This is a genomic window from Peribacillus sp. Bi134 (assembly GCF_918698065.1).
Classification (GTDB): domain Bacteria; phylum Bacillota; class Bacilli; order Bacillales; family DSM-1321; genus Peribacillus.
In genome coordinates this window covers 34525-59407 of sequence record NZ_CAKKLN010000001.1, presented here as the reverse complement: position 1 = coordinate 59407, position 24883 = coordinate 34525, and the positions used below count along the sequence as shown (strand labels likewise).

24 protein-coding genes and 2 riboswitches are annotated in these 24883 nt (G+C 41.9%); of the genes, 3 read left to right on the top strand and 21 right to left on the bottom strand.

The window, feature by feature from the left end; all coding sequences use genetic code 11:
- Positions 1-3: 3 nt before the first annotated feature.
- The 3 genes from LQ188_RS00315 to LQ188_RS00305 all read right to left on the bottom strand — a co-directional run bounded on the left by LQ188_RS00315 (position 4) and on the right by LQ188_RS00305 (position 3459).
- Positions 4-657 carry a 2-hydroxy-3-keto-5-methylthiopentenyl-1-phosphate phosphatase gene (locus LQ188_RS00315; protein WP_101225239.1) on the bottom strand — a complete coding sequence of 218 codons (654 nt, stop codon included), beginning with the start codon at positions 655-657 and terminating at the stop codon, positions 4-6.
- A 6-nt stretch (positions 658-663) separates the two neighbouring features.
- Entirely contained in the window at positions 664-1896 is a 1233-nt protein-coding gene (mtnW, locus tag LQ188_RS00310; RefSeq protein WP_230175689.1) for a 2,3-diketo-5-methylthiopentyl-1-phosphate enolase, read from the bottom strand.
- Positions 1897-2001: 105 nt separating this feature from the next.
- A riboswitch (SAM riboswitch) is annotated at positions 2002-2155 on the bottom strand.
- A gap of 131 nt (positions 2156-2286) precedes the next feature.
- Positions 2287-3459 (bottom strand): pyridoxal phosphate-dependent aminotransferase, encoded by a 1173-nt coding sequence (locus LQ188_RS00305; RefSeq protein ID WP_101225241.1) that lies wholly within the window; start codon positions 3457-3459, stop codon positions 2287-2289.
- 99 nt (positions 3460-3558) lie between these two features.
- Between LQ188_RS00305 and LQ188_RS00300 the strand changes: the two genes are divergently transcribed.
- The 3 genes from LQ188_RS00300 (at position 3559) to mtnA (ending at position 6908) form a co-directional block, all read left to right on the top strand.
- Complete coding sequence (locus LQ188_RS00300; protein WP_101225242.1) at positions 3559-4341, top strand: carbon-nitrogen family hydrolase; 783 nt, start codon at positions 3559-3561, stop codon at positions 4339-4341.
- 71 nt (positions 4342-4412) lie between these two features.
- Positions 4413-4566: riboswitch (SAM riboswitch) on the top strand.
- A 78-nt stretch (positions 4567-4644) separates the two neighbouring features.
- Entirely contained in the window at positions 4645-5847 is a 1203-nt protein-coding gene (mtnK, locus tag LQ188_RS00295; RefSeq protein ID WP_101225243.1) for an S-methyl-5-thioribose kinase, read from the top strand.
- Between the two features lie 14 nt (positions 5848-5861).
- A complete protein-coding gene (mtnA, locus tag LQ188_RS00290; protein ID WP_101225244.1) occupies positions 5862-6908 on the top strand; it encodes an S-methyl-5-thioribose-1-phosphate isomerase in 1047 nt (348 codons plus the stop codon).
- A 91-nt stretch (positions 6909-6999) separates the two neighbouring features.
- Here the strand turns inward: mtnA and LQ188_RS00285 are convergent, their stop codons facing one another.
- From LQ188_RS00285 to LQ188_RS00200, 18 genes are all read right to left on the bottom strand, one after another.
- Entirely contained in the window at positions 7000-7890 is an 891-nt protein-coding gene (locus tag LQ188_RS00285) for an LCP family protein (protein WP_101225245.1), read from the bottom strand.
- 114 nt (positions 7891-8004) lie between these two features.
- Positions 8005-9465 carry a S41 family peptidase gene (locus LQ188_RS00280; protein ID WP_230175688.1) on the bottom strand — a complete coding sequence of 487 codons (1461 nt, stop codon included), beginning with the start codon at positions 9463-9465 and terminating at the stop codon, positions 8005-8007.
- Between the two features lie 277 nt (positions 9466-9742).
- Positions 9743-10447, bottom strand: coding sequence for a purine-nucleoside phosphorylase (gene deoD, locus LQ188_RS00275; RefSeq protein WP_230175687.1), 705 nt, complete (start codon positions 10445-10447; stop codon positions 9743-9745).
- 240 nt (positions 10448-10687) lie between these two features.
- Positions 10688-10858 (bottom strand): YozD family protein, encoded by a 171-nt coding sequence (locus LQ188_RS00270; protein WP_064505166.1) that lies wholly within the window; start codon positions 10856-10858, stop codon positions 10688-10690.
- Positions 10859-11037: 179 nt separating this feature from the next.
- Positions 11038-11745 (bottom strand): hypothetical protein, encoded by a 708-nt coding sequence (locus LQ188_RS00265; RefSeq protein WP_137017690.1) that lies wholly within the window; start codon positions 11743-11745, stop codon positions 11038-11040.
- Between the two features lie 150 nt (positions 11746-11895).
- The gene (locus tag LQ188_RS00260) at positions 11896-13662 is read right to left on the bottom strand and encodes an ATP-binding protein (RefSeq protein ID WP_230175686.1); all 1767 of its coding nucleotides are present in this window, start codon (positions 13660-13662) and stop codon (positions 11896-11898) included.
- A gap of 15 nt (positions 13663-13677) precedes the next feature.
- Complete coding sequence (locus tag LQ188_RS00255) at positions 13678-13920, bottom strand: YozE family protein (RefSeq protein WP_101225334.1); 243 nt, start codon at positions 13918-13920, stop codon at positions 13678-13680.
- A gap of 429 nt (positions 13921-14349) precedes the next feature.
- On the bottom strand, positions 14350-14625 hold the full coding sequence (locus LQ188_RS00250) for a YokU family protein (RefSeq protein ID WP_101225268.1): 276 nt from the start codon (positions 14623-14625) through the stop codon (positions 14350-14352).
- Position 14626: 1 nt separating this feature from the next.
- Positions 14627-16030 (bottom strand): lysine 2,3-aminomutase, encoded by a 1404-nt coding sequence (ablA, locus tag LQ188_RS00245; protein WP_230175685.1) that lies wholly within the window; start codon positions 16028-16030, stop codon positions 14627-14629.
- A 119-nt stretch (positions 16031-16149) separates the two neighbouring features.
- Positions 16150-17529, bottom strand: coding sequence for a sigma 54-interacting transcriptional regulator (locus tag LQ188_RS00240; protein ID WP_230175684.1), 1380 nt, complete (start codon positions 17527-17529; stop codon positions 16150-16152).
- Positions 17530-17611: 82 nt separating this feature from the next.
- The gene (ablB, locus tag LQ188_RS00235) at positions 17612-18460 is read right to left on the bottom strand and encodes a putative beta-lysine N-acetyltransferase (RefSeq protein ID WP_230175683.1); all 849 of its coding nucleotides are present in this window, start codon (positions 18458-18460) and stop codon (positions 17612-17614) included.
- Positions 18461-18538: 78 nt separating this feature from the next.
- Positions 18539-19810 (bottom strand): peptidase, encoded by a 1272-nt coding sequence (locus LQ188_RS00230; protein ID WP_230175682.1) that lies wholly within the window; start codon positions 19808-19810, stop codon positions 18539-18541.
- Between the two features lie 9 nt (positions 19811-19819).
- The gene (locus LQ188_RS00225) at positions 19820-20485 is read right to left on the bottom strand and encodes a 3-oxoacid CoA-transferase subunit B (RefSeq protein WP_230175681.1); all 666 of its coding nucleotides are present in this window, start codon (positions 20483-20485) and stop codon (positions 19820-19822) included.
- On the bottom strand, positions 20452-21090 hold the full coding sequence (locus LQ188_RS00220) for a CoA transferase subunit A (RefSeq protein WP_230175994.1): 639 nt from the start codon (positions 21088-21090) through the stop codon (positions 20452-20454). The genes LQ188_RS00225 and LQ188_RS00220 overlap by 34 nt, the downstream gene beginning before the upstream one ends.
- A 74-nt stretch (positions 21091-21164) precedes the next feature.
- Complete coding sequence (locus LQ188_RS00215) at positions 21165-22529, bottom strand: aspartate aminotransferase family protein (RefSeq protein ID WP_101225274.1); 1365 nt, start codon at positions 22527-22529, stop codon at positions 21165-21167.
- Between the two features lie 180 nt (positions 22530-22709).
- Positions 22710-23039, bottom strand: a complete 330-nt coding sequence (locus LQ188_RS00210; protein WP_101225275.1) for a hypothetical protein — start codon at positions 23037-23039, stop codon at positions 22710-22712.
- 222 nt (positions 23040-23261) lie between these two features.
- Complete coding sequence (locus LQ188_RS00205; RefSeq protein ID WP_230175680.1) at positions 23262-24236, bottom strand: S66 peptidase family protein; 975 nt, start codon at positions 24234-24236, stop codon at positions 23262-23264.
- A 279-nt stretch (positions 24237-24515) separates the two neighbouring features.
- Positions 24516-24674 carry a YjcZ family sporulation protein gene (locus LQ188_RS00200; protein WP_101225277.1) on the bottom strand — a complete coding sequence of 53 codons (159 nt, stop codon included), beginning with the start codon at positions 24672-24674 and terminating at the stop codon, positions 24516-24518.
- Positions 24675-24883 lie beyond the last annotated feature (209 nt).

The following is a 24883-nucleotide window of genomic DNA, read 5'->3' as shown; positions in this document are numbered from 1 at the left end:
GCTTTACCCACCCATCTGCTGCTTAATAATATCAATTACATCAAAAAACGTTTCAAAACCTTGATGTGGAATCCCTTCGCTATCGCATTTTTCAAGCAGTATGTCACGGGCTATGACAAAATCCGCCTGTTTTGCAGCTTCAAAATCCGTTACTGAATCTCCAATAACGAATTTAAAAACTTCCGCACCCGCAATTTCCCTCATAATGGATGGCTTGCAGCAACCGCATCCATTATTACATTGATCATCACAGGAATGCGGCCACTCAATATAAATCTTTTCCTTATCAAAAAATGCACGGTTGCAATAAACGGACTCTGTTGGCAAGATATCATTCAAAAGCGGTGCAATGAAAAAATCCATGCCCCCGCTTACAATATATAAAGGGATGTTGGCTTGTTTCGTATACTCAACGAATTCATAAAACCCTGGACGAATGCCGGCCGTCTTTCTTACATATTGGATGATGTCATCCTTCAAGCCGCTATCAAGCAGGGAAAACATATCCCCTACTCCCGAAGATATACTGATTTTTTGCTGAAGGACACCGTCTTTCAACGCTTCCCATTCCGGAGGCGCAAATTTCTTCATGATGGAAATGATATTATCCGAGTTGGTGATCGTTCCGTCAAAATCACAAAAGATGATCGGTTTCATTATTTCTTATAGGCCTCCCCATAACACAAGAGCTTTTTTTAGTGTTTCATCCTCAGCAGCCGCTTCAGATAGTTCCTTTCCTGCCAGTACGGCTTCCACAGCGGATCGGAAAGCCTTTGCCCCGCCATCTGCTCCATCAGGATGCCCGTGAATTCCACCTCCGGCATTAATCACACTATCGATTCCAAAATCCTTGATTAGATCCGGAACCATGCCCGGATGAATGCCAGCAGAGGGAACCGGGAAGGCTTTTTTCCATGAAAGTTCATCTTTTGTCAGAGCTTCTGCAATCGCCAAGGTCTCCTTTTTTTCAAGTGCGACACTTCCGTAAGGGGACGGGAACAAGGATAAATCCGCACCTGATAACCTTACTAATTTACCAAGCAATAATGGATAGCCGACCCCATAAAATGATGAAGCTGCCAATGCCCCGCTATATGCGGGGTGCGCCATGATCGGCAGCTTGATACGATCATGTTCACTCAAGGCCTGCAATACATCCAAACCATATGTATGAACGTTGAACAACAAGGCATCTGCCCCTGCATCAGCCGCTTGCTCTGCCTTATCCAATAATTCAAATGTTTTCCCTGATAGATTGACTGCATATAAAGTTCGGTGGCCAGTGGTTTCATAGACATCATTCAATATTCTTTTTCCCGTTTTTATTCTATCGAAAAATGGAGTCAGTTCCTGGTCAAAGAGGATCTCATCATCTTTAACTAGGTCGACACCTCCTAATGCTTGTTGCCTCAGTTGCTCATTATGGAATGTTAGGTCTCTTCCTAATACACCTTTAAAGATGCTCATCACCAGGGGCCGGTTAAATACGCCAATCTTTTTCCTAATGCCTTCAATGCCAAATTGCGGCCCGGGAAAGGCTTTTTGGATATCACCGACAAAATCCAAGTCGATAAGTTTTATTTCCCCGTCCAATGAAAGTTTGCCGAAGACCGTCGTTAGGATTGCAGGTAAATCATTGGAGAAATTCCTTGCCGGATAGGCAATTTTAATAAGCGAACGGTATACTTTACGATTAAAGTAGCTGTTTGCCCTCTCTTCTTCGGAAAGTGGTGTCACCGATACGACGCGTCCCTTATGTTTTTCCAGTTGTTTCTGGACTAAATGGGGCAGGTCCGTCCATGTCCCGACAGTCAAACCTAAGGCAATGCTCTCTGCTTTTTTCTCATGATTTCCCTTAGAATCATGAATTAAATAAGTAGCGACTATCTCGCTCATTTGATCACTCCTATATCACGTTAGTAAACTCTCGATGTCATTAACCTGAAATGGTCTCAAAATGGCAAAAGCCCCTTCATAAAGAAGAGGCTTTAATAAGCCATCTTCTTATCTCCCAGCCATTGGCTGCAAGAATTAGCACCGTGCCTTGTGGATTTCAAGAAAAATCCGGCGAAGAATTCCGCCCCATTTTACAATGGAATTACGGTCGGTTGCTGGGCTTCATAGGGCTAGTCCCTCCACCTGCTCAAAATAAGAAAACGCTGATATATAAATTTGCATCCAAGTATCGAAAGATTAAGAATTTATTTTGTATTCTGACAGGTAATCCCTACTTTGTCAATAAGTTTTAACTATTTAAGGGTGAATTAATCGGATATATCATTGTGGTTAAAATAATTTTAATTTACTTATCCGTTCCACAGCCTCTTTCAGCCGTTCTTCCGAAGTCAGCAGCCCTACCCTGACATAACCTTCGCCAAATTCACCAAATCCATTCCCTGCGGCAACAGCAACGTGGGCATGCGTTAATAAATAGTCTGCAAAACTCTCGGACGTAAAACCTTTAGGTACCTTGAGCCAGGCAAAAAATGATGCCGCAGGAGCTTTGACATCCCAGCCGATTGCCCTCAATCCCTCAATGAAAATATTCCTTCGCCCCTCGTACATCTGCACTAACTGCTCTACACAGCTCTGCGAGTCAAGCAAAGCGCTTGCGGCAGCTTCTTGTATCGCCGGGAAGAGACTCACATAAAGATGGTCTTGTAATAGTTCAAGAGCTTCTATGACACTCTTATTCCCCACTGCGAAGCCGACTCTCCACCCTGCCATATTGTATGTTTTCGATAGTGTGTATATTTCTATTCCTATTTCCTTCGCTCCCTCTGACTGGAGAAAGCTTATCGGTTTTTTTCCGTCGAATCCTATCGCCCCATAAGCGAAGTCGTGGACCACACAAATTGAATGCTCTTTTGCAGTAGAGACGGTCTCATCAAAGAAACTTTCAGTTGCAGAAGCACCTGTGGGATTGTTCGGATAGTTCAAGAACATCATTTTGGCTTTATCAAGCACTTCTTTATGTATGTCACTGTATTTTGGAAGAAAATCATTTTCTTCTGTCAAGGGCATGAATTCGGTCTTTGCCTGGGCTAAAACAACACCGGAAAGATAATCCGGATAGCCGGGATCCGGAACAAGGATCGTATCACCCGGATTCAATAAACACTGCGGCAGTTCGACAAGGCCTGCCTTTCCCCCGAAGAGAATCGCCACTTCACTTTTCGGATCCAGCTTGACACCGAATTCACGTTCATAAAAGACGGCAGCAGCATCTTTTAAATATTGATGCCCCCGGAATGGCGAATATTTATGATTAATCGTTTTTTCAGCGGCAGACTGCAAGCTTTTCACGATATGGTCTGGTGTCGGCTGATCAGGGTTTCCCTGGCCTAAATTAATGACATCATGTCCTTGCTCCGTGATGGCATTGACTTTTGCGACTAGTGAGGCAAAAAACTGCTTGGGCAGGTCCTGAAGCTGTCTGGATTTTTCGAATTGCACCATTTATACACCTTCTCTGAAATTTCTTGAAATTCTAGACACAAATGATATATGTTTATCATAGTCTTGTAAAGCATTTTTTACATGTGGGGGTTTTAAACGATGAAGTGGAAAATAGCTTGTATTCAAATGGATATAGCATTCGGGCAACCGGATATCAATTTTCAGGTTGCGGAACAATGGTTGGAAAAAGCAGCACGGTCAGAACCCGATATCGTCATTTTACCAGAGCTTTGGACAACCGGATACGACTTAAGCAGGTTAAATGAGATTGCTGATCAAGAGGCGGAAAAAACGATTGAATTTCTTAAAACACAGGCAAGGAAACACGAGATTCACATCGTAGGCGGTTCCATTGCGAAAAAAACAAGCAAGGGAATCTATAACACCATGATCATCATCGATAAACAGGGAAGTCTCATAAAAGAATATGATAAGCTTCACTTATTTCAGTTAATGGATGAACATCATTTCCTGAAGCCAGGAGAAAAGGATGGTTTATTTACTCTTGATGAAAAAATATGTGCTGGTTTCATTTGTTATGACATCCGTTTCCCTGAATGGCAGCGAGCCCATACCGCTAAAGGCGCCGAAGTTCTATTCGTTACGGCTGAATGGCCAAAGCCGAGACTCGATCACTGGAGAGCCTTATTGATTAGCCGTGCCATCGAGAACCAAGCCTATGTAGTAGCCGTTAATCGCTCAGGCTCTGATGTCAATAATATATTTGCCGGTCATTCCCTGATTATTGATCCTTGGGGAAATATCATAAGTGAAGCCGGAGAAGGAAACGAACTCCTGACAGGCACCTTGGACTTCAATAAAGTTACGGAAGCACGTAACAAAATACCTGTATTCGAAGATCGCCGTCCTGATTTTTATTAAATTACCCATTGACAAACTATTTAAAAAGTTGATATTATTTTCCCGAAGATTAAAATTTCAGAAAACATTTACTCTTATCAAGAGCAGGCTGAGGGATAAAGGCCCTATGAAGCCCAGCAACCGACTGTAATACCATTGTGAAATGGGGCGGATTCACCGCCGGATTATAAAATCCACAGAGCACGGTGCTAATTCCACCAGAATTCATATTCTGGAAGATAAGAGGTCCGAAGCCAAAACTTCTGCCTCTTTCTATATGAAAGAGGCTTTTTTATTCTTATTTTGAATCCGGAGGGGAAAAGAATGACTCAAAACCATTCAAATTTTAAGAGATTGACAAACGAAACAGCTATAACCCTTGCAAAAAAACTTGGGTTGGTCAATGCGGATGCAAGTTTAACATGTAAAGAAATCGGCGATGGAAACTTAAATTATGTTTTTCATATTACAGACACAGTCACAAATAAAGGAATTATCATTAAACAAGCGGTTCCTTATGCCAAGGTACTTGGCGAAGGTTGGCCGCTGACATTGAAAAGGGCTGCAATTGAAGCGAATGCGCTGATTCATTTCAGAAGTTATTGCCCAGAATTCGTACCGCAAGTCTATTATTCTGATGAAAAGCTTGCCATCACGGTCATGGAGGATTTATCCCATTTGAAAATCGTTAGAACAGGATTGATCGAAGGCGATTCATATCCATTGCTTTCACAGCATATTGGTGAATATGTTGCGAAAACGGCATTTTATACATCCGATTATCATTTAGAACCCTCTGCCAAAAAGGAAGTTGCCCGACATTTCACGAATCCCGAACTCTGCAAAATCACTGAGGTCTTCATTTTCACAGATCCATTTTTTGAGGAACTCCCGGGAGATTTCGAGGTGGAATTGACTGATGCCGCCAAAAATATATGGAATGATAAAGCAGTGATCCTCGAGGTCGCTAAGCTGAAACAAAGCTTTGAAACCGAGCAGGAAGCCTTGCTTCATGGAGATTTACATACTGGAAGTATATTTGCAAGTGAAACTGAAACAAAGGTTATTGATCCAGAATTCGCTTTTTATGGTCCAGTTGGTTTTGACCTTGGTCAATACACTGCCAACCTTCTCTTTCAGGCAGTCACACGTAATAGCGTTGGAAAGGAAGAGATTTTCACACACCTTAATGAATTTTGGAATGCCTTTGAAGAAACTTATTCCGAATTATGGGAAGGCCAAAATAAAAGCCCATTTCGTCACGTGAAAGGTTATCTGCCTTATTTACTGACAAAATTCAAAAAAGATGCATTCGGCTTTTCCGGCTGTGAACTGATTCGGCGAACCATCGGACTTTCCCATGTTGCCGATTTAAATGTCATTGAAGATAAAGAAACAAGGATCGCTGCCAAAACGGCTACATTGGAAATTGGTGCTTTTTTAATTAAAAAACGGGAAGAATTGGATGTTCCAGCTGTCATTGAAGCCTTGAAGCAACGTACACTGCCATCTTATTCAACCATTTAAAAGGAGACCTGCACATGACAACACATGCACCATTACCTTATTCGGTACAATGGGCTGATACCCATATTACATTATTAAATCAACAAGCCCTTCCTTCCATAACTGAATTCATTGAACTTCATTCTGTTGATGATGTGTATGACAGCATTTTGACATTAAAAGTTCGCGGTGCCCCAGCAATTGGACTGACGGCAGCATTTGGTGTTGCACTTGGTGCGAAACAGGAAACAACCGCTGAATTAGCCGAATTCAAGAAAAATGTATCAAGGCATATTGAAAAACTCGCATCATCACGGCCAACTGCTGTCAACCTTTTTTGGGCGTTAAGGAGGATGGAAAATACTCTGGAAGCTGCGCAAAGCATTTCAACTGCCAAGGAAGCACTTGTATCGGAGGCTAAAGCCATCTTTGCTGAAGATGAAGAAATGTGCAGGAAAATCGGGGAACATGGTTTATCCTTATTCACTAGAGGAGATTCCATTCTAACGCATTGCAACGCTGGGGGAATTGCCACGGCTCGGTATGGCACAGCCTTGGCTCCCTTCCACCTGGCAAAGGAAAAGGACTTTCCGCTAAAAGTGTATGCATGTGAAACCAGGCCTGTCCTGCAAGGGGCGCGTTTGACTGCTTGGGAATTGATGCAAGCGGGGGTTGATGTCACATTAATTTCTGATAATATGGCTGCCCATACGATTCATCAGAAAGGAATAAATGGAATCATCGTCGGTGCCGACAGAATTGCGGCTAATGGAGATACAGCCAATAAAATCGGGACATTGGGATTGGCGATATTAGCCAAGCACTTTGGTATCCCTTTTTACGTGGCCGCTCCATCAACCACATTCGACCTCACTCTCGAGTCCGGCACTTCCATCCCGATCGAAGAAAGGAATGAAGCGGAAATCACCTTCATTCAAGGTGTTAGGATCGCTCCTGAAAACGTGAAAACTTTCAATCCAGCCTTTGATGTTACACCGAATCATCTAATTACAAGCATCATTACCGAAAATGGCATCATAACCCCGGATTTCATTAAAAACATTCCGCTTTTTGTTAAATGATCCAGGTTGCTTTATTGATGATAAAAAACGAGAAGGGTTACTTATCCCTCTCGTTTTTGTGATTATTCTTGCGAGGTCCATAATACAATTTTTATTTTTTTGAAAAGAATTCTTGAAGTGCCTTCTTATTTTTAGTGTAGTCCATTTCCAAAACGGCTCCGGACTGGGGATATATTTCATCTTTAAAGCTTCCTTCCACTGGAACCCTTAAGGTTTCGACGGTGTCCGGTGTATGGAAGACGGCTTTTGGCCCCATTTCCATTATTGTTTTCAGTCCAATATCCGTATCCAAGTACGAGAGTCCTTGTTCGATTATACTAGGAAGGGCTGCCATCCCTTCGAAGGACGAGATTTGATTTATAAACGCTGTTTTTAATTGAACCATTACTTCTTGTTGTCGCTCAACCCTTCCAAAATCACTTTCATCGTCATGTCTAAAACGGACATATTTCAATATTTCCTCGCCATGTAAAACATTTTTACCGACGCTTGCTTGAATGCTCATATCATCAATGATTTCCTGGTCCACATTCACCGCTACCCCCTCAGGTGCAAGTAAATCGACCATCTTCACGAATCCCTGAAAGTCAATTACCGCCACATGATCGACCTTGACACCGAAGTTTTCCTGTATGGTTTTTTTGAGAAGTTCCCTTCCACCATAATAATAAGCTGCATTTATTTTGTTATATCCTGTTTTATTCCCAGGGATTTTCACATAACTATCACGCATAATCGAAGCCAGTTTCAATTTTTCCTGCTCAGGAAAGTATTTTGCCAGAATAATCGCATCTGATCGAGATTTTTCCTCTCCCCTTGTATCGACACCAATTAACAGAAATGTTTTCACACTTTCCTGGTTCTCTTCTTTGGTTAGTTTTTTTTCCGTACCTGCATTTCCATTTTGTTTGGGTAAAGGGGCATAAGTGCAGCCTGCCAGAATCAAGATCAATAGATATATGAACAATACCTTTTCTTTCATTACCTCACCTCATCGGAAAATTACCCCTTATTCTCTTCCTAATATTGGAATCTTATGCATTAAACGACAAAAAAGCCTGCCAACGATAATCGCTGACAGGCTTTTCGGGCTAAATCACTTATTGATTTCTTTCTTTAATACTTCTACCGCCTTTTTCACTTGTGTGTCATTCTTAAGGATTTTCTCCTGGATGACCTGCATCAATTTCACGGTAGTATCATCTTTAATGGTGCCAGTTTCTTTAATTTTTTGTTCCCTTTGAAATGCTGTGACAGCATTCGTTGTTGCTTCATCAAAGAATCCATCTATCTTACCCGGATCATGGCCTGCTTCCTTCAGCATCTCTTCAGCAGCTTTCACTTCACTCGAAGAATCGGATGCTTTCAATTCCTTGTCAGGCGAAATGTACGGAAGGCTGGCATAATCAGGAAGCTTCACGGTAATATCCGGCTTGATCCCTTTTTTATGAATCCAATTACCTTCAGGAGTCAACCATTTAGCTGCCGTATATTTGAAATTAGATCCATCTTTAAAGTCTTCGGCAGTCTGCACTGTCCCTTTCCCAAATGACTTGACCCCAATCAATGGAATGTCCGCAGATTCACTGACAGCCGCTGCAACGATTTCAGAAGCACTGGCACTTCCGTCATCAATCAACACGACTACCGGGATTTTCAGTTCTCCATCATTCTTCGATTTTTCGACTAGTTTTTCCCCGCTGCGATCCTCAACTTGAAGGACCACTTCCCCATTAGGTATGAACAGGCTTGCCATTTCTATTGCTTGATCAAGCAGTCCCCCCGGGTTTCCCCGCAAATCCAATACGAGACCCTTCATATCCTTCTTGGACATTTCTTCAAGCGCCGTTTTCAGCTCTTGGACTGTATGTTCGGAAAAACTGGTCACCTGAATCTTGGCAACTCCATCATCAAGCATTTCCGCATAAACCGTCTCTATCGGAATTGTGTCCCGTTTAATGGTGAGCTCAATCGGTGCCGACTCACCAGCTCTTGAGATGGATAGATCCACTTTCGTGCCCTTCTCGCCCCTGATTTTCAGGACAGCTTCAGAAGAGGTTAGCCCTTCAACGCTTTTACCGTCCACACTTAAAATGATATCATTCGGCTTTACCCCCGATTTTTCTGCTGGGGACCCTTTTATCGGTGAGACGACCATGATTTTTCCATCCTGCTCCTGAATCTCGGCACCGATTCCTTCAAAAGATGAAGAGATGCTTTCATGGAAACTCGATGCTTCCTTTTTATCCATATAAGCAGAGTAGGGATCATCCAATGATTTGATCATTCCATTAATTGCGCCGTCAACCAGCTTTTCTTCATCAACCTCTTCATAATAGTTATCTTTTATCTTATCGTATGTAGTATACAGCTTTTCAAATTCCGCATGCTTATCCGGTGCTAATGACTCTACTTTTTCATCTCCAAAGGTCAAGGCTATTGTAGTAATCCCTGCAGTTAGAAATATGACTAAGAAAATCCCCATAATGAACGTAAACTTTTTTATTTTAATGAATTTCCCTGCCTCTTTTGGCTGTCCTTGATTTTCTTCTTCCACTGAAGCCTCACCACTTTCATTCTTCATGACGATATAAACGATTTCTATCTATTTTAACAGCTTTCATGACAATCGAAAAATAATTGTTATCAAAAATAACAACTTATGCCCATATGTATTTTTTTACGCCTTCGCAAACGTTAAACGCTCCATGGACTACAGGCATCTATTGACATTACAAAAATGGGGCTACCAAGGAATAACTGAGCCTGTATCCAACTGTCATTATACAGCTTCACTTATTCCTGGTCACCCGCCTGTCATTTACATCCAATTATCAGTCCTGGATAGCTGCTTCCAAAGCCACTTCAACCATTTCGTTAAAGGTTGACTGGCGCTCATCCGCCGACGTTTCCTCACCGGTTAAAATGTGATCGGAAATGGTTAATACAGATAATGCTTGGCGGCCAAATTTAGCAGCAAGCGTGTAAAGCGCTGCTGATTCCATTTCTATCGCAAGGATTTGGTATTTTGCCCATTTTTCCAAATCACTATTATCATTATAAAACTGATCGGCCGTAAAAACATTACCGACCTTCAATTGCAAGCCCTTAGCTGTGCCGGCGTCATAAGCTTTTCTTAGTAATTCGAAATCCGCCGTTGGGGCAAAGTCCACCCCGCCGAAAGTCATACGGTTCATTTGGGAATCGGTGGAAGCACTCATTGCAAGGATAACATCCCTGACTTTTACATCCTTCTGAATCGCTCCTGCAGTTCCCACACGAATCAGCTTCTGGACATTATAGCTATTCATCAATTCATTCACGTAAATCGAAATGGATGGGACACCCATGCCTGTACCTTGTACAGAAATTCGTTTCCCTTTATATGTCCCTGTATATCCAAACATGTTACGGACTTCATTATAAAGTTTAGCATCCTCTAAAAATGTTTCAGCAATATATTTTGCACGCAATGGGTCCCCAGGAAGTAAGACCGTTTCCGCAATTTCATTTTCTTTTGCACCAATATGTACGCTCATACGACTATGTCCTCCTTAACTTGTGGTTGAAATGATATTCAAAAACTACTATACCATATCAACCACAAGTTAGGAAAATCCAACCTTATCCTAGAACTTGAAAAAGATAAGGAAACTGGAAGTCATGAAAAGACTTTGGCACCCTTCCTTTGAACCGCAACAAAACGGCGGAGGTCCGCCGTCTTTTTTTAAGGTTAATGAAATTAAGGGATAGGAAGCTGTTAACCGTCTTATGACAGGTTACTCATCGACTTCTTCATCAATTATGCACTTTTCAAGAAGATATTCGAATGTGATGTCAGCAAGATCTTCAACTTCAGCTTCTGTTGGAAGATAGCCCCGTCTTATCAATTCTTGAAAAAAGAATTCCGCTATCTCTTCTGTATCAATAAAAACCTCAATTTCTCGCAAATCATCGCCCCCTTATTTAAAGGTCTATGAATGTGTAGAGACAAATATACCAGTAAGGCATCCCATTATGGAAAATCATTTGAAGGGCCTATATTTATCATGATCCATCCGTGTTCAATTTGAATGGAAGCTTCTATAGGGAATTTGGAAATTGCCCCTTTAAAAATTCAGGATACCTTTCACTTCGTTTGCTTCTTTTTATGATCTGGATAAATTTCCTCTGCCGCCTTTTCAATTTTAGCAAGGGCGATCTTCATGATGTGGCGATATTCGTCATCGCCAAAATGTTCGTAGAGCTTACAATAATCATTATATAAATCCAACAGTCCATCAATCATTTCCTTTTTTTCATTTTTTGTCATTGTCATTTCTCGCTCACCTTTACCAGGGTTGTTTTGTTTAGCAATGATAGCAAGCTCATTTTTCTTTTTAGGAAGTAGCAGACCCAACTTTTTAATGATTCCATCTGCACGTTTAGCATCGGCTATCAAAGTCAGTTCTTCCTCATGCGCTTCAAGCCATTCACCATCAGAGATTCTGGATAACTCATAGATTACATCCTCCCAGGCATTTTCCTTATAGCGCCAAATTTCCGTTCGATAGCCGATAATCTTGAAATAATCCTGTTCATACCCATCCACCTGGACCAAGTCACCTAATAAAAATTTATATTCAATATCTATTTGTTCTTTTTGATAAAGGATTTCACCTTCATATTCATTTATCGATTGCAATGTTTTTTCGATATAAAGACCTTCACTATAGTTCACTTCATACACATAAGCACCATCGAGAAATTTTACATCGGTTATATTCCCGACTGTCCCATACATTGTTATTACGACTGTATCGCCTAATTTAAATTTCGGCTGTTTTTTTTTGCCCATAAGAGACATCCCCCAATATGGTCCTTATCGTTTGATTAGTAAATTATATGCACAAACAAACATGGAGGTTAATGGAAAAGAGAGGGCATTTTGCTCATTTAGCTAAGGAACCGGCCCATTTATTAAATGGCACTAAAGCCAAAAACCGCCTCATTTAATGAGACGGTTCGCAGTGGGAATGATGAGCGTCACTTTCGTTCCTTCGTCGCGGACGCTTTCAATTTGGAATTTCCCTTTTAATTCCTCCATTATCTGAATGCACGTCGCCACACCTAATCCGTTTCCATCCGGTTTGGTGGTATAAAAGGGCATGCCGATATTTTTTAAATTTTCGGGACTGATGCCTTTCCCATCATCGCTGATCACTAATCTTACATAATGGGACTCGGAAGTATGTTGCAATTCAATCTGCCCCCTAGCTTCGATGGCTTCACAAGAATTATTCAAGACATTCAAGAGAACCTGCCTTAACCGGTTCCTGTCTGAATAAACAACGACAGAGTGTGTCACTTCATTAATTAATCTTACATGAGAACTCGGAATTGAAGGGATATAGGTATCTATTATTTCTTCAAGGAAATCCTTTAAATCGATTTTCTCCCATTCCAGCTGATGCGGTTTTGCCAAATCAAGAAGTTGTGTCACGAATACATTAACCCGGTCCACTTCATGAAGCATGACATCACTATATTTTTCTATTAATGTTTTATCATGATCCTGGCTCTTCAATAATTGGAAAAAGCCCTTTATCGTCGTTAGTGGGTTCCTGATTTCATGTGCGACACCGGCAGCAAGCTGGCCGACATATTTCAATTTTTCAGTTCGGACGATTTCCTTCTCACGATCTTCTATCGTTTCCATCATTCTTAGAAAGGCAAGGTTCAATTTTTCCATTTCCTCGAAGCTTCTTTTATCGGAAATGATGAATTCCTTTCCTCCAATGAAATCCTCTGTCGCTTCGACAAGTTCTTGAACTGGCCGTACAAGGGTCTTTGTTAGTAAATAGACAGCCAGAATGATAGAAACAAAAACGATGCTGTAGATTGTCAGATACCGTGTTAAAAGGTCATTCAAAGGCTGAAACACTTGTTTCTTATCTGCCCCCACAACAACAAACCATTTATTCTCCGTTTTTGCAATCGTATGGACAGGCTGGATGGAATATATTTTTTCCCCGTTCTCTGCGCTGTACAATTCATCCGATAACGAAGCTTCCATCAGCTTACCTTTCGTTAATCCCATTTCTTTCAAGGCAGAAGCCTGCATGACTCCATGCGGGTCTTTTTTCGAAATCATGATGCCTTCTTGATTGATCATGAAAAAGTTCACTGGGTATTTATCGCTAATTTCGTTAGCCTTTTTCTCCATCAGCTCCCAAAGTCCTTCCAATCGGAAAGCTGGAGATACGACACTGATCATTTTCCCTGCATTATCATATACCGGCGCACTCAGAGCTATTATCGGTTCTGGGTATGCCCGGGTTTTATAAATGTCAGAAAGGAATTCATGACCTTCTATGGCCTCTTTGAACCATATCCTTTGCGCGAGGTTGTCCCCGATCATTTTATTGGATGTATCTGCAATGACATTGCCTTCCAAATCCAAATGCAAGACACCGTAATAATTTCCTTTTGCATCGATAAACTTTTTTAGTTCCTCTGACTTCTCTTCTTTTGAATGGCCAGGATTGTTGATTACCGAATTTGCGCTCATTAACTTCACATCACTGATCCGTTCGTTCAAATAGCTATATGTTTCATTTACAATATTCAGTGAACCCGCATTCAGGGCATTTTTTGCTTCCTTCTCAAGCAGGGACCGTTGTGATCCATAGGATATGATCCCCAATATCAGAAGAGGAACACTTGCAATAAGTAATGAATAAAGCAAAATTCGGGTTTGAAGGCTTTTAAGCATCCTTCCGATCCTCCCCTATTCCTGATCTCCTAATAAGAGCCCTTCTTCTATTTGGACATACTGTTCCCAAGCTTGATCGAATAGTGACATACTATCGAGATAGTCTGCATTCAATTCTAAATAACTGCTCAGTTCATTATAATCAGTCGATTGTTTTGGGAAGCCATGATCCTCATAGGCATGATTGGCAAATTTAGTGATTGCATCAATTTCCTTTGGTTGTCGAAATTTCATTAAATATAAATAAAATGGTCTCATGATGTTGAGCCCCCCTAAAATAACTATGATTTCTGCTTTAATATATCGGAAACTTCCGTTTCCGTCCACTTTTTTAAATAGAATTTGGTCTATTCTTCCCCACTTTATAGAAATCCACGATTTTTCAACAAAAAATGCATTCATTTTCTTACGGAATTACACTTAAATATCGCACTCCCTTCCATATTAATCCCCATCCTTTTATGATGGAAAATCTTTTTTTATACTTTTTTCATGAAGAAAGGAACGAAGTGCTTAATTCTTGCTTAACCCAATCTTTCAATCAAATGCACTTCAAAAACCTTATTATTTTCATTATCTGAAAAGGAAAATCCCCTTCATCTAAGATGGAAATAGTGGTTTGCACTAATTCTGTCCAAATGAGGGGATTTATACATTCATATATGGAAACGTACATGCATCCAGCCGCTAAAAGTCAAAGTAATTACGTTTCAATAGCCTTTTCATGTTCATTAGCTCACTGTACGTCGTTTGTTTTTCAAGCTGTTTAGTATCAATTAAAAATAATTGATTTTCAATTTCCTTCACTATTTCATCACTTTGAAAAAATGCATCGCAACTCTCACAATGAGATGAAGGGGTCTCCGTAATTTCAACTGCCCTCGTACCATCCGGCAGTTCCCAATACACAGTCCCATTCACTGATGCAAGCTTCCCTTTCTCACACCATGGACACGTCTCCATGCTATTCATCTCCCTTAGGCGTGCTCTTTTTTTGCTGTGCCTGGAATTTCTTTTCTTTTAACAAATCCCGCTTTTCACGTTGGTTTTTCAATGAAGCATGCTCTGGGTTAGTCACGTAATTTTCCCGTCGATTCATTCGCTTCAGTCCCTCAGGCACTAAATTGAATTGCTTGTCGGTCATTAAACCAGATACACCTATATCTGATTGTTTTTCTTCCATATCAGGATATACCCCTTTGAAGTACTCATCTGCAAGTCCTGGTGTATATTGCTCAGGTTCGGGATATGTGGTTATCACACCTTCAAAATTGCGCAGCACCGTTTTGGTTGGAGATTGTGAAAGGATATAGTTCGGCTGAAGCGTGATTTTCCCTCCCCCTCCAGGAGCATCGACGACGAAGGTAGGAACAGCATACCCGGATGTATGGCCTCGGAGCCCCTCGATGATTTCAATGCCTTTTGAAATGGGAGCCCTGAAGTGACCGATGCCTTCCGACAGATCGCACTGATAAATATAGTAAGGGCGGACACGAATCTTAACAAGGTCATGCATCAGCTTTTTCATGATTGCGACACTGTCATTGATCCCCGCTAAAATAACTGCCTGGTTGCCCACAGGTACACCTGCATCGGCAAGCATCTCACATGCCTTCTTTGACTCCTCGGTAATTTCTATCGAGGTATTGAAATGAGTATTCAGCCAAACCGGATGATATTTTTTTAAAATGGCACATAAATTTCCAGTGATTCTTTGAGGAAAAACAACAGGAGCGCGCGTACCTATCCTGATTATCTCAACATGAGGAATTTCCCTTAAGTTTTTGAGGATATATTCAAGGATCGTATCATTGATCAATAATCCGTCCCCGCCTGAAATAAGGACATCCCGAACTGCCGGTGTGTCACGTATATAACCGATTGCAGCGTCCAATTGTTTTTTGGGCACGCCCATGCCAATTTGTCCTGAAAAGCGTCTCCTCGTACAATAACGGCAGTACATGGAGCATTGATTCGTCACCAAAAAAAGAACGCGGTCCGGATATCTATGGGTCAGTCCCGGCACTGGGGAGTCCTCATCCTCATGAAGGGGGTCTTCCATGTCATATTTGGTTTTATGCATTTCTTCCGAGATTGGGACCGATTGCATTCTGATTGGACACCTTGGGTCATCTTTATTCATTAACGAAGCATAGTATGGGGTGATATTCAATGGAATGGTTTTTGTGGAAATCCTCACACCTTCCTCTTCATCCGGAGTCAGGTTTATCACTTTCTTCAAATCATCAACAGTCCGGATCGTATTCGTAAGCTGCCACAGCCAGTTGTTCCATTGTTCTTCGGTTACATCTTTCCATAGCTCTATATCTTTCCAATTGCGATCTGGCTTATATAAGTCAAATAACATGGTTATACCTCCTGAGTTATGATAGTAGTATTAAATGCAAGAAGGGTGCCAAAATGACCCAATAATTCGAAGGCCCATAAAAAAAACCGGATTGCAGGCTGCATCCGGATTTTTTCCATTCAAATATGCTTTTTAATTTTATATTGCAAGGTCTGCCTTGGAATTTGCAATAGCTTCGATGCCTGAAAAACGTTACCGTTCGTTTGAAGAAGGGCCTGGGTAATCAACTTTGTTTCCATTTCAAGCATGGCCTCACGAAGCGGAAGTATTTTTTCAGACGGGGTGCGCTTTTTTAAAGACTGGGGCAAATCTGCAAGGTACAAAACATCATTCTCCGTATGGTTCATCATGAATTCTACGGTATGTTTAAGCTCCCTTACATTTCCAGGCCAATGATATTCCCGAAAAAAAACCTTTGTCTGCTCATCCATGCCTTTTATGGTTAATTCTAATTTACTGTTAAATATTGATATGAAATGTTCAGTAAGAAGCTCTATATCATCAATCCGCTCCCTTAGCGGAGGCAGCTCGTAGCTCAATACGTTCAATCGGTAAAATAAATCGGGCCTTAACCTGTTATCCGATACCGCCTTTTTCGGATCTATATTCATCGCTGCCATGATCCTCACATCCACCTGTACACTCTTTGTACCTCCTATCCTTCTTATGAACCCATCTTCGAGCACACGCAGAAGCTTTGCCTGCAAGTCAATCGGCATCGATTGCAATTCATCCAAAAACAAGGTTCCGCCATTGGCCAATTCAAACAGTCCCTGGCGTTCCACAGCACCAGTGTAGCTTCCTTTAGCCGTACCGAATAGAAGCGATTCCAATAAATTTTCTGGTAAGGCCGCACAATTTTGCGCGATGAATGGTTCTTTACTGCGGCTCGAACCCTGGTGTATGCTTTGAACAAAAAGCTCTTTTCCTACACCGCTTTCCCCATAAACCAACACCGATGAGGAGGAGCGGGCAGCCTTTTTCCCTTGTGAGATCAGACCTTTAAATCCAGCATCAATAGTCAGGATTTCAGTGAAAGAATATAATCCATCGGTTCCGGGCGTTTTCCTTTCAGGACTTTTGATCGTCTTGAGCGAGCTTTCCAGGTCTGCTAGCCTTTCAGATAATTGCTTCAAGCTTGAATAATCCTTGGCAATCTCGATAGCACCTATCATAAACCCTTCTACATATATGGGGAGCGTCGTGTTTAACGTCTCAATAATTCGCCCATGTGCATTTACATACGATTGGCTATAGTTGTAGATTGGTTTTTCAGATTTAATGACTCTCAGCAATGTCGATGATTTGTGATTCAAAGAAGGGAAGGCTTCAAGCAAAGGTTTCCCAAGCACCTCACTTCTTTTCATCCCATCATGATTGGCCGCCACTTCGTTATAAAAGATGGTCTGTCCTTTTGGATCTATCACATGAATGCCTTCATCAATGGTTTCTAATATTGCTTCCAATACTTCACTTGTATTAAAAAATTCACTTGGCAAGATATCCCTCCTCAAGACCTTCTTGCTAGATGTATATGAGGAAATGCCAAAAACTTGTCATGTACCGCCTAAAATTGAGCATTCAAGTGAAATTTTTCACCCAAAGGTTCATGTCTTCCAGTTTATCGAAGATGTAACAGTTATTGGCCAAACGTCCGCGGTACGAGTATCCATGCTGATGCAATGCAGCATTCATGCCGAATGAGAGCGACCTGGCAATCGAATAAATACAATAAATTTCATGAGAGATAAGATATTCTTCAAGCGCGGAAATCAAGTGTTTCATCAAGCCGTACTGCCGGTGTTCCGGCAATGTCGCACAATCGGTGATTTCTGCGTTATGGTAAAAGGAAGCAATTTCTGCTGAAGCAGCACTGACAATCCTGTCTTCATGGACATAAATATAAAAAACCGTTCCCCTTTCCATGCACTTTTTCACATATACCGGATCATTCATCGGTGTGGGATACACTTCAAAAACCTCCCCATACAATTGGGCCAGCTGAGGTGCATCGGTAACTTCCGCTTTACGGCCTTGATAGGCTGACGGCGGATTATCTAAACCGGATTTTATCGGCAGCCTCTGAACATCGGTAAGGATTTGATCTTCCTTTACCCATTCTGCACTGTTGCGCCTTGCATTCCGGTTATATTTAACAAGGAAGAAACAATCGCTTCCCAAAAAGAATTTGTCGATGCTTCCTTCATATAGAAAGCCCTGAGCAAGCAATGCCAAAACGTTTTCCTTTCGTGACTTGAAGATGATTTTTTCTGCTGAAATGTCTTTAGCCACCCTTAAAGATTCCTCCACGCATTCTTGAAAATGACCTAAATAATCATCAATCCTGATTCGCTTATTAAAATGGTCAATCGTAATATGTATGGTGCACCTTGGCTTTTGAATCCTTTTTTCAGTGATTCCAGCCTCCATTTGTCCCGCTCCCTTCAAAACTTCGAAATTGTTGCGAAAGGCCTGACCCTTCCTGGAATCAGACCTCCGGAAAAATGATTATTCCTGGTCCACCCCACACCATTCAATCATGGTCAATGCAATGATTTCCGCAACCTCCATCATTTTATCCACCTCTATATATTCGTTCGAATCATGGGCCATCTTCGTTTCCCCTGGTCCAAACACAACTACGGGGGTAGAGCCAACAGAGGAAAGATACCCTCCGTCCGTCGCCCAAGGGGACGCTTCGACAAGCGGTTCCTCCCCTACCACTTTTTCATAATAAGTGCCAATTGTCTTCATGAGCGGATGTTCTATTTCGAGATTGCCAGGCAGCCATCTGGCCCCAAACCATTCTAATTCAATCGGTTTTTCTTTAAACCATGCATCACTCTCATTTAAAGCATCTATTCGCTCCATCAGCGATTTTTGTGCTTCTTCCATGGTTTCTGTCGGGGCGATGCCGAATCTACCTTCCAGAACGGCTGTATCCGGCACGGAGGAAGGCCAATTCCCGCTTTTAATGCTACCTATGTTGATTGGAATGGGGATAGGTACATTTTTATAGAGTGAATGACGAAGTGACTCATTCCGTTCTTTTTCGAGCATCTTGATTTCTTTCATTACACTAACCGCTTTATCTATTGCACTGACTCCTTCATACCTAGTGCCCCCATGTGCAGACTTGCCTTTTATTTTCAGTCGAAACCACATCGAACCTTGCTGTAAAGGGAATAGTTTCATATTTGTAGGCTCCGGAATGATTGCACCATCAGCTTTGTACCCCCGTATGACTGCCGCAAGTGTGCCGGCACCACCGCTTTCCTCTTCAATCACACTCTGGAATATCACATCGCCCTTCAATTTGATTCCGGATTCGACGATCGCTTCAATGGCCAGCAATAAAGATACATTTCCGCCTTTCATGTCCGTCGTTCCCCGCCCGAAGACTTTCCCGTCCATTAACTTGCCGCTATAGGGTTCATCGTGCCATGCTGCAAGATCTCCTTCAGGAACTACATCAATATGTCCGTTTAAAATAAGGGATTTCCCCTGGCCCGTTCCTCTTTTAATAGCCACAAGATTCGGATTTCCTTTAAAGTCCCGGCGGTCGCAATAAAAATGGGGATGTTTTCTTAATTGTTCATCCCCGATTTCCCAAAGATCTATTTCTAGACCAAGTTGTCTGCACTTCTCGACCACTATGGCTTGTGCACTTCCTTCTTGCCCCCTTTTGCTCGGTTCCTGAACCAGTTTTTGCAAAAGCTGAACCCCATTCATCCGATGTTCATTCAACCATGTTTTTATTTTTTCCTCATACATATCCATTCTCCTCTCTCATTCTTTTAAAATATGGATGTTTTCAGAGACGGTAAACGAGGCTTCAGTCCGATTCCTGATTTCCTGAATGCTGGACGTATCAAATACATCAGTTAAAAGGAGGCCCCCCGAAGTTATGGAAAACACGCCTAATTCGGTGATGATCATATGTACGCATTTCTTGGCAGTTAACGGTAACGTACATTTTTTGACTAATTTAGACATGCCCGCTTTATCGTTATGTTCCATCAAGACAATGACCTTTTTGGCCTTTGCCGCCAGCTCCATGGCACCGCCCATGCCTGGCACCCGCTTTCCCGGGACAATCCAATTAGCGAGATCCCCCGCTTGACTTACTTGAAGGGCTCCTAGAATCGTGATATCCACCCTGCCACGCCGTATCATCCCAAATGCAACAGTACTGTCGCAGTAGGAAGCCCCGGCTCTAATGGTAATCGGCAGTCCGCCTGCATTGCAAAGATGCGCATCTTCCTTCCCCGTTTCAGGAGTACTGCCAATTCCCACAAGGCCATTTTCCGCATGAAACATAACTTTATGGTCATTCAAAAGATGATTCGGTACAAGTGATGGAATGCCAATTCCCAAATTGACCAGCATCCCATCGCTTATTTCTGCTGCTGCCCGTTTCGCTATTCTATTTCTATCTTCTGTTCCCAAACCCATTTCCAATCGACTCCTTTTGATGGAATGATATAATCCACAAAGGCACCCGGAACAATGATGTCCTCTGGATCCAAAGAGCCAAGCGGAACGATTTGCATGGCTTCGACTATAGTGATTTGTCCAGCTGCAGCAACGATTGGATTCGTGTTCCGGGCGCTTTTATCAAATATAAGATTTCCATAAGGATCTGCCATTTCTGCGTAAACAATGGCGATATCTGCAGTTAATGCCGGTTCCACCAGATAATTTTTCTTACCTAGCTTTACGGTTTGCTTGCCGTCCCGGACGATATCGGCCTCAATTCCAATATCGGTCAATATACCGCCTAGCCCCATCCCTCCGGCCCGTATACGTTCGACAAGTGTCCCTTGCGGAGAGAACTCCACTTCGAGTTCTCCATTGTTCATTAATAGTCCTGCATTAGGATTGGAACCGATATGGGAAACGATGATCTTTTTCGCTCGGCGTTGCGTGACCAGTTTTCCGATTCCGATATCGGGGAAACCTGTATCGTTGCCAATCAAGGTTAAATCCTTAATGCCTGATTCCAAAATCAGATTGATCAATCCAGGAGGAGTCCCTATGCCACCGAATCCCCCATACATGATGGACTGATTATCTTTAAAGTGATGGCGCACATCCTCCAAACTACAAATCTTCCTGAATGTATTTTCCACCACTATGACTCACTTCCTTGTTGTGATGAACGTTTACCTATCGATTCATTGAATTGTCTAAAAGTTATATCGACCCTCATTAACAATTCAGCACACTCCTCTTCCGATATCGTTAACGGAGGGGAGATGATGATGGCTGCCCCGGTTACACCATCAAGACCTGCTGCGGCGGGATAAAGAAGTATTCCATTTCTCATCCCCAATTCAATGATTTCATTTGTCACGTCTGCCTCCTTCGGAAATGGGGCCGATGTTGCTTTATCCTGTACAAATTCGATGCCAATCAATAAACCTTTCCCGCGTATATCACCGATAAAGGAATACTTCCCTGCCAAATTTTTTAGGCCCCTAATCAGGTAATTCCCTCTGTCGGCCGATTTTTCGACAAGATCATTCCTTTCGACATATTCCAAAACGGCCAAAGATACCGCACACGATAATGGATTAGCACTAAGCGTATGGCCTCCTATAATTGATTTCGAGCCTTTCATTATGGGCTCCATCACGTTTTTGGTCATTACTGCGGCTGCTATCGGGGTATACCCTCCACTCATACCTTTACCAAATGTTACGATATCAGGTTCCACATCCCAATATTCGGAAGCAAGCATCTTACCGGTACGTCCAAAGCCGGTCATTACTTCATCCGCAATGAATAAAATATCATTCTCTTCGCATATTTTCTTGAGTTTTCGATAATAACCATCAGGAGGAACGATGGCCCCTCCTGCAGCGCCGATAACAGGCTCAGCAATGAATGCAGCTATATTTTCACTGCCAATACGCCGGATTGATGCTTCCAATTCCGAAGCACAGGCCATTCCGCACGAATGCGAATCAAGTTGAAGTGGACATCGGTAACAATATGGAGGAGATACAGAAGGATATGATTCAAGCAAAGGAGTAAATCGTTCCCGGCGAATCGGATGTCCGGACATTGAAAGAGCCCCCATCGTGATGCCATGGTAGCTCATCCATCTCGATATGATTTTTTGTTTCTTAGGCTTCCCTTTTTCCTGCCAATGCTGAATGGCAATTTTCAATGCCGTTTCAGTCGCTTCGGAGCCGCTGTTTACAAAAAAGCTGTATGTCAGTTCCCCTTTGGTCAATTCTGCAATTTTTCCGGCAAGTTTCTCTGCAGCATCGCTGGTAAATTGGGAACGATACACGAATGAAACCTGCTTAGCCTGTTTGACCATCGCCTCAATGACTTCCTGGACTCCATGGCCAATATTGGCTGTAACAGCACCGGAAGAAGCATCTAGGTAATCCTTTCCATCTTTATCGTACAAAAAAACTCCCTGACCATGACTGATAGTCGGGTAGGCTCCTCCCAGGACCGGTTTTATCAATGAAGACTGCTCCATAAGCCTGCACACTCCTTCTCTTTAAAAACAAATGCAATATAATAAAGTGTATGTCCAGGTGAAGGCAATCTTGCTAAAGAAATTGGCCTAGGCATGTAATCGGATAAGTTTCTTGGTTTCATGGGAGATCGTAAAAAAAGGCGACAAAAAAAGTGTATCCGCAAAAGATACACTTTTTTCTTACAATACGCTATTTAGTTTTTCTTCACGAATTGACTCCAAAAAGCTTTCATCCTTTAAAACAGCCAGCACATTTTTATAAAAAGCAGCTTTATCGATAACTGAAGTATGTACATATTCATACTCTTTTAAAGACGGATGACGCAAAACATTTTTCATGCAGGAATGACAAACCTTTTTAGTTCCTAACTTATAGTAGTTTAAGTTACTTGCATCCCCATTAGAAGTGTCTTCGTTACATACGAAACATGTATGGCTCACACGGCCTTTTTTATTATACTCGGCCAAAGCCCCTTCTAAACGAATGGATGCTGGAATTGTTAATAACACATAATCACCTTTTCTATTTTAAATCTCTTAGTATTATATCAGAAAAATAAAGAATTTGAACTATTAGACTCATATTCCCTAATAATGCTTGTAAAATAGGACAATTTCCAGGGCTTACAAGAGGAAAGACTCCTAAAATACACCAGAATGCAAAATATATTCATACATATCCCGAACAGATTAAGACACCGTCCACTTTTTGAACGGCGTCTACATAATGTGTCAGGAAAGGATCTGGATCGTCGCTTTTCCATTCTTCACCTTCATTACAGCTTTTGAACCAACCGGCACCGTTACAAATGGATGGACATGACCGAAGTTGGCATTTGCGATCACAGGTATGCCATTTATCTCCTTTTTGGAAGTGATGATTTCCTGCAAGGCATATTCCGTCATTCCGGAATCCTTTTGGAAACGGCCGATGACGATTCCTTTAATCCCACTTGCACCCGGCTGATGGAGCAAGGATTGTAAATCCCGGTCAAAACTGAATGGATGGCTTTCTTCGTCATCTTCTATGAAAAGGATGCTGTCCTTTAAAGATGGCATGAACTCTGTCCCTTGCAATAGATTGAGTGTACAAAGATTACCTCCAATGATTGTTCCAGCCGCTTCACCCTCCTGAATGACCATATATCCACCATTCGGGTGGAAAGTTCGGTCATCCTGTTCTAAATGCCAGGAATCATCACTCCACGTTTCACTTGGCTCAAGATAAAAGCCTTCACTTTCAATTACAGCTTTTTTAAAATATTCCATCGTATATTCCAGACCAGCCTTCATCCCGAACGTCGAGAAATGAGGACCTGAATATGTAGTTAAACCTGTTTTATTATAAATGGCCAATAAAATTGCGGTTATATCACTATAACCCATCAACACTTTTGGATTTTCCTTAATCAAATCATAGTCGATATATCGTAACAATTGGTTAGCGTTATACCCCCCGATGCTTGTAAAAATCCCCTTCACATTTGGATCCCTGAACGCCTCATGCAAATCCTCGATCCGGTCTTCGATCGAATTCGAGAAAAAGTCATCATGGAACAAAGCCGTTTCACTATATGTCACTTTAAAACCAAGTTCAGTTAACCTTTCTTCTGCCAATCTGCGTTGTTCCCCTTTGACAATCGCCAAGCTTCTTGAAGGAGCAATTACGCGAATTTCATCCCCTGCTTGTAAACGGGAAGGTTTCATATCTTTATCCCCCTAAATTAATTACATTCTGTCGTTATTTTAGCAGAAATGGTGAACAAAGAAAAACCCAGAACCTTCATGGTATTCTTTCACACAAGCTATTTTGTTGCAGATTGGCCATGCCGGTATCTGGAATGGAAATAGGTTTGGTTATGTATCGCCTGTCCACCTTGGATTTAACCTGCCTTTTCAGTCAACAACCATGGAACCTAAAAAGGTCCCCACATTCCTAACATAAAGAAAAAACCAGCTTTATCAGCTGGTCTTTAGGTTATCGTATTAGCAGCAGAATGAAGCGCCGATGATAATCAATAGAATGAACAAGACAACGATTAATGCGAAGCCTGATCCAAATCCGCAGCAACCGCCGCCGCCGCCGTATCCACCGCCACCATAACCAAATCCTGGTCCTGCAACATTTCCACCATATCCGTACATTAAGTTTCACTCCTTTTAGAATTCTTATTTCTCTTTACACCTTACCATATGTCAATACGCCCGCCTTGGTCTGTGCATTTGCCTATTTTTCTGGATTTAAGAAAAAACTTCAAGCAACACCATCTTCACCTGTAATCATTCAATGGCTGAATTACCGCGACTAACCATGAAAAATGTCAAAAAAACGTTTCATACTTATTGTGTTACGT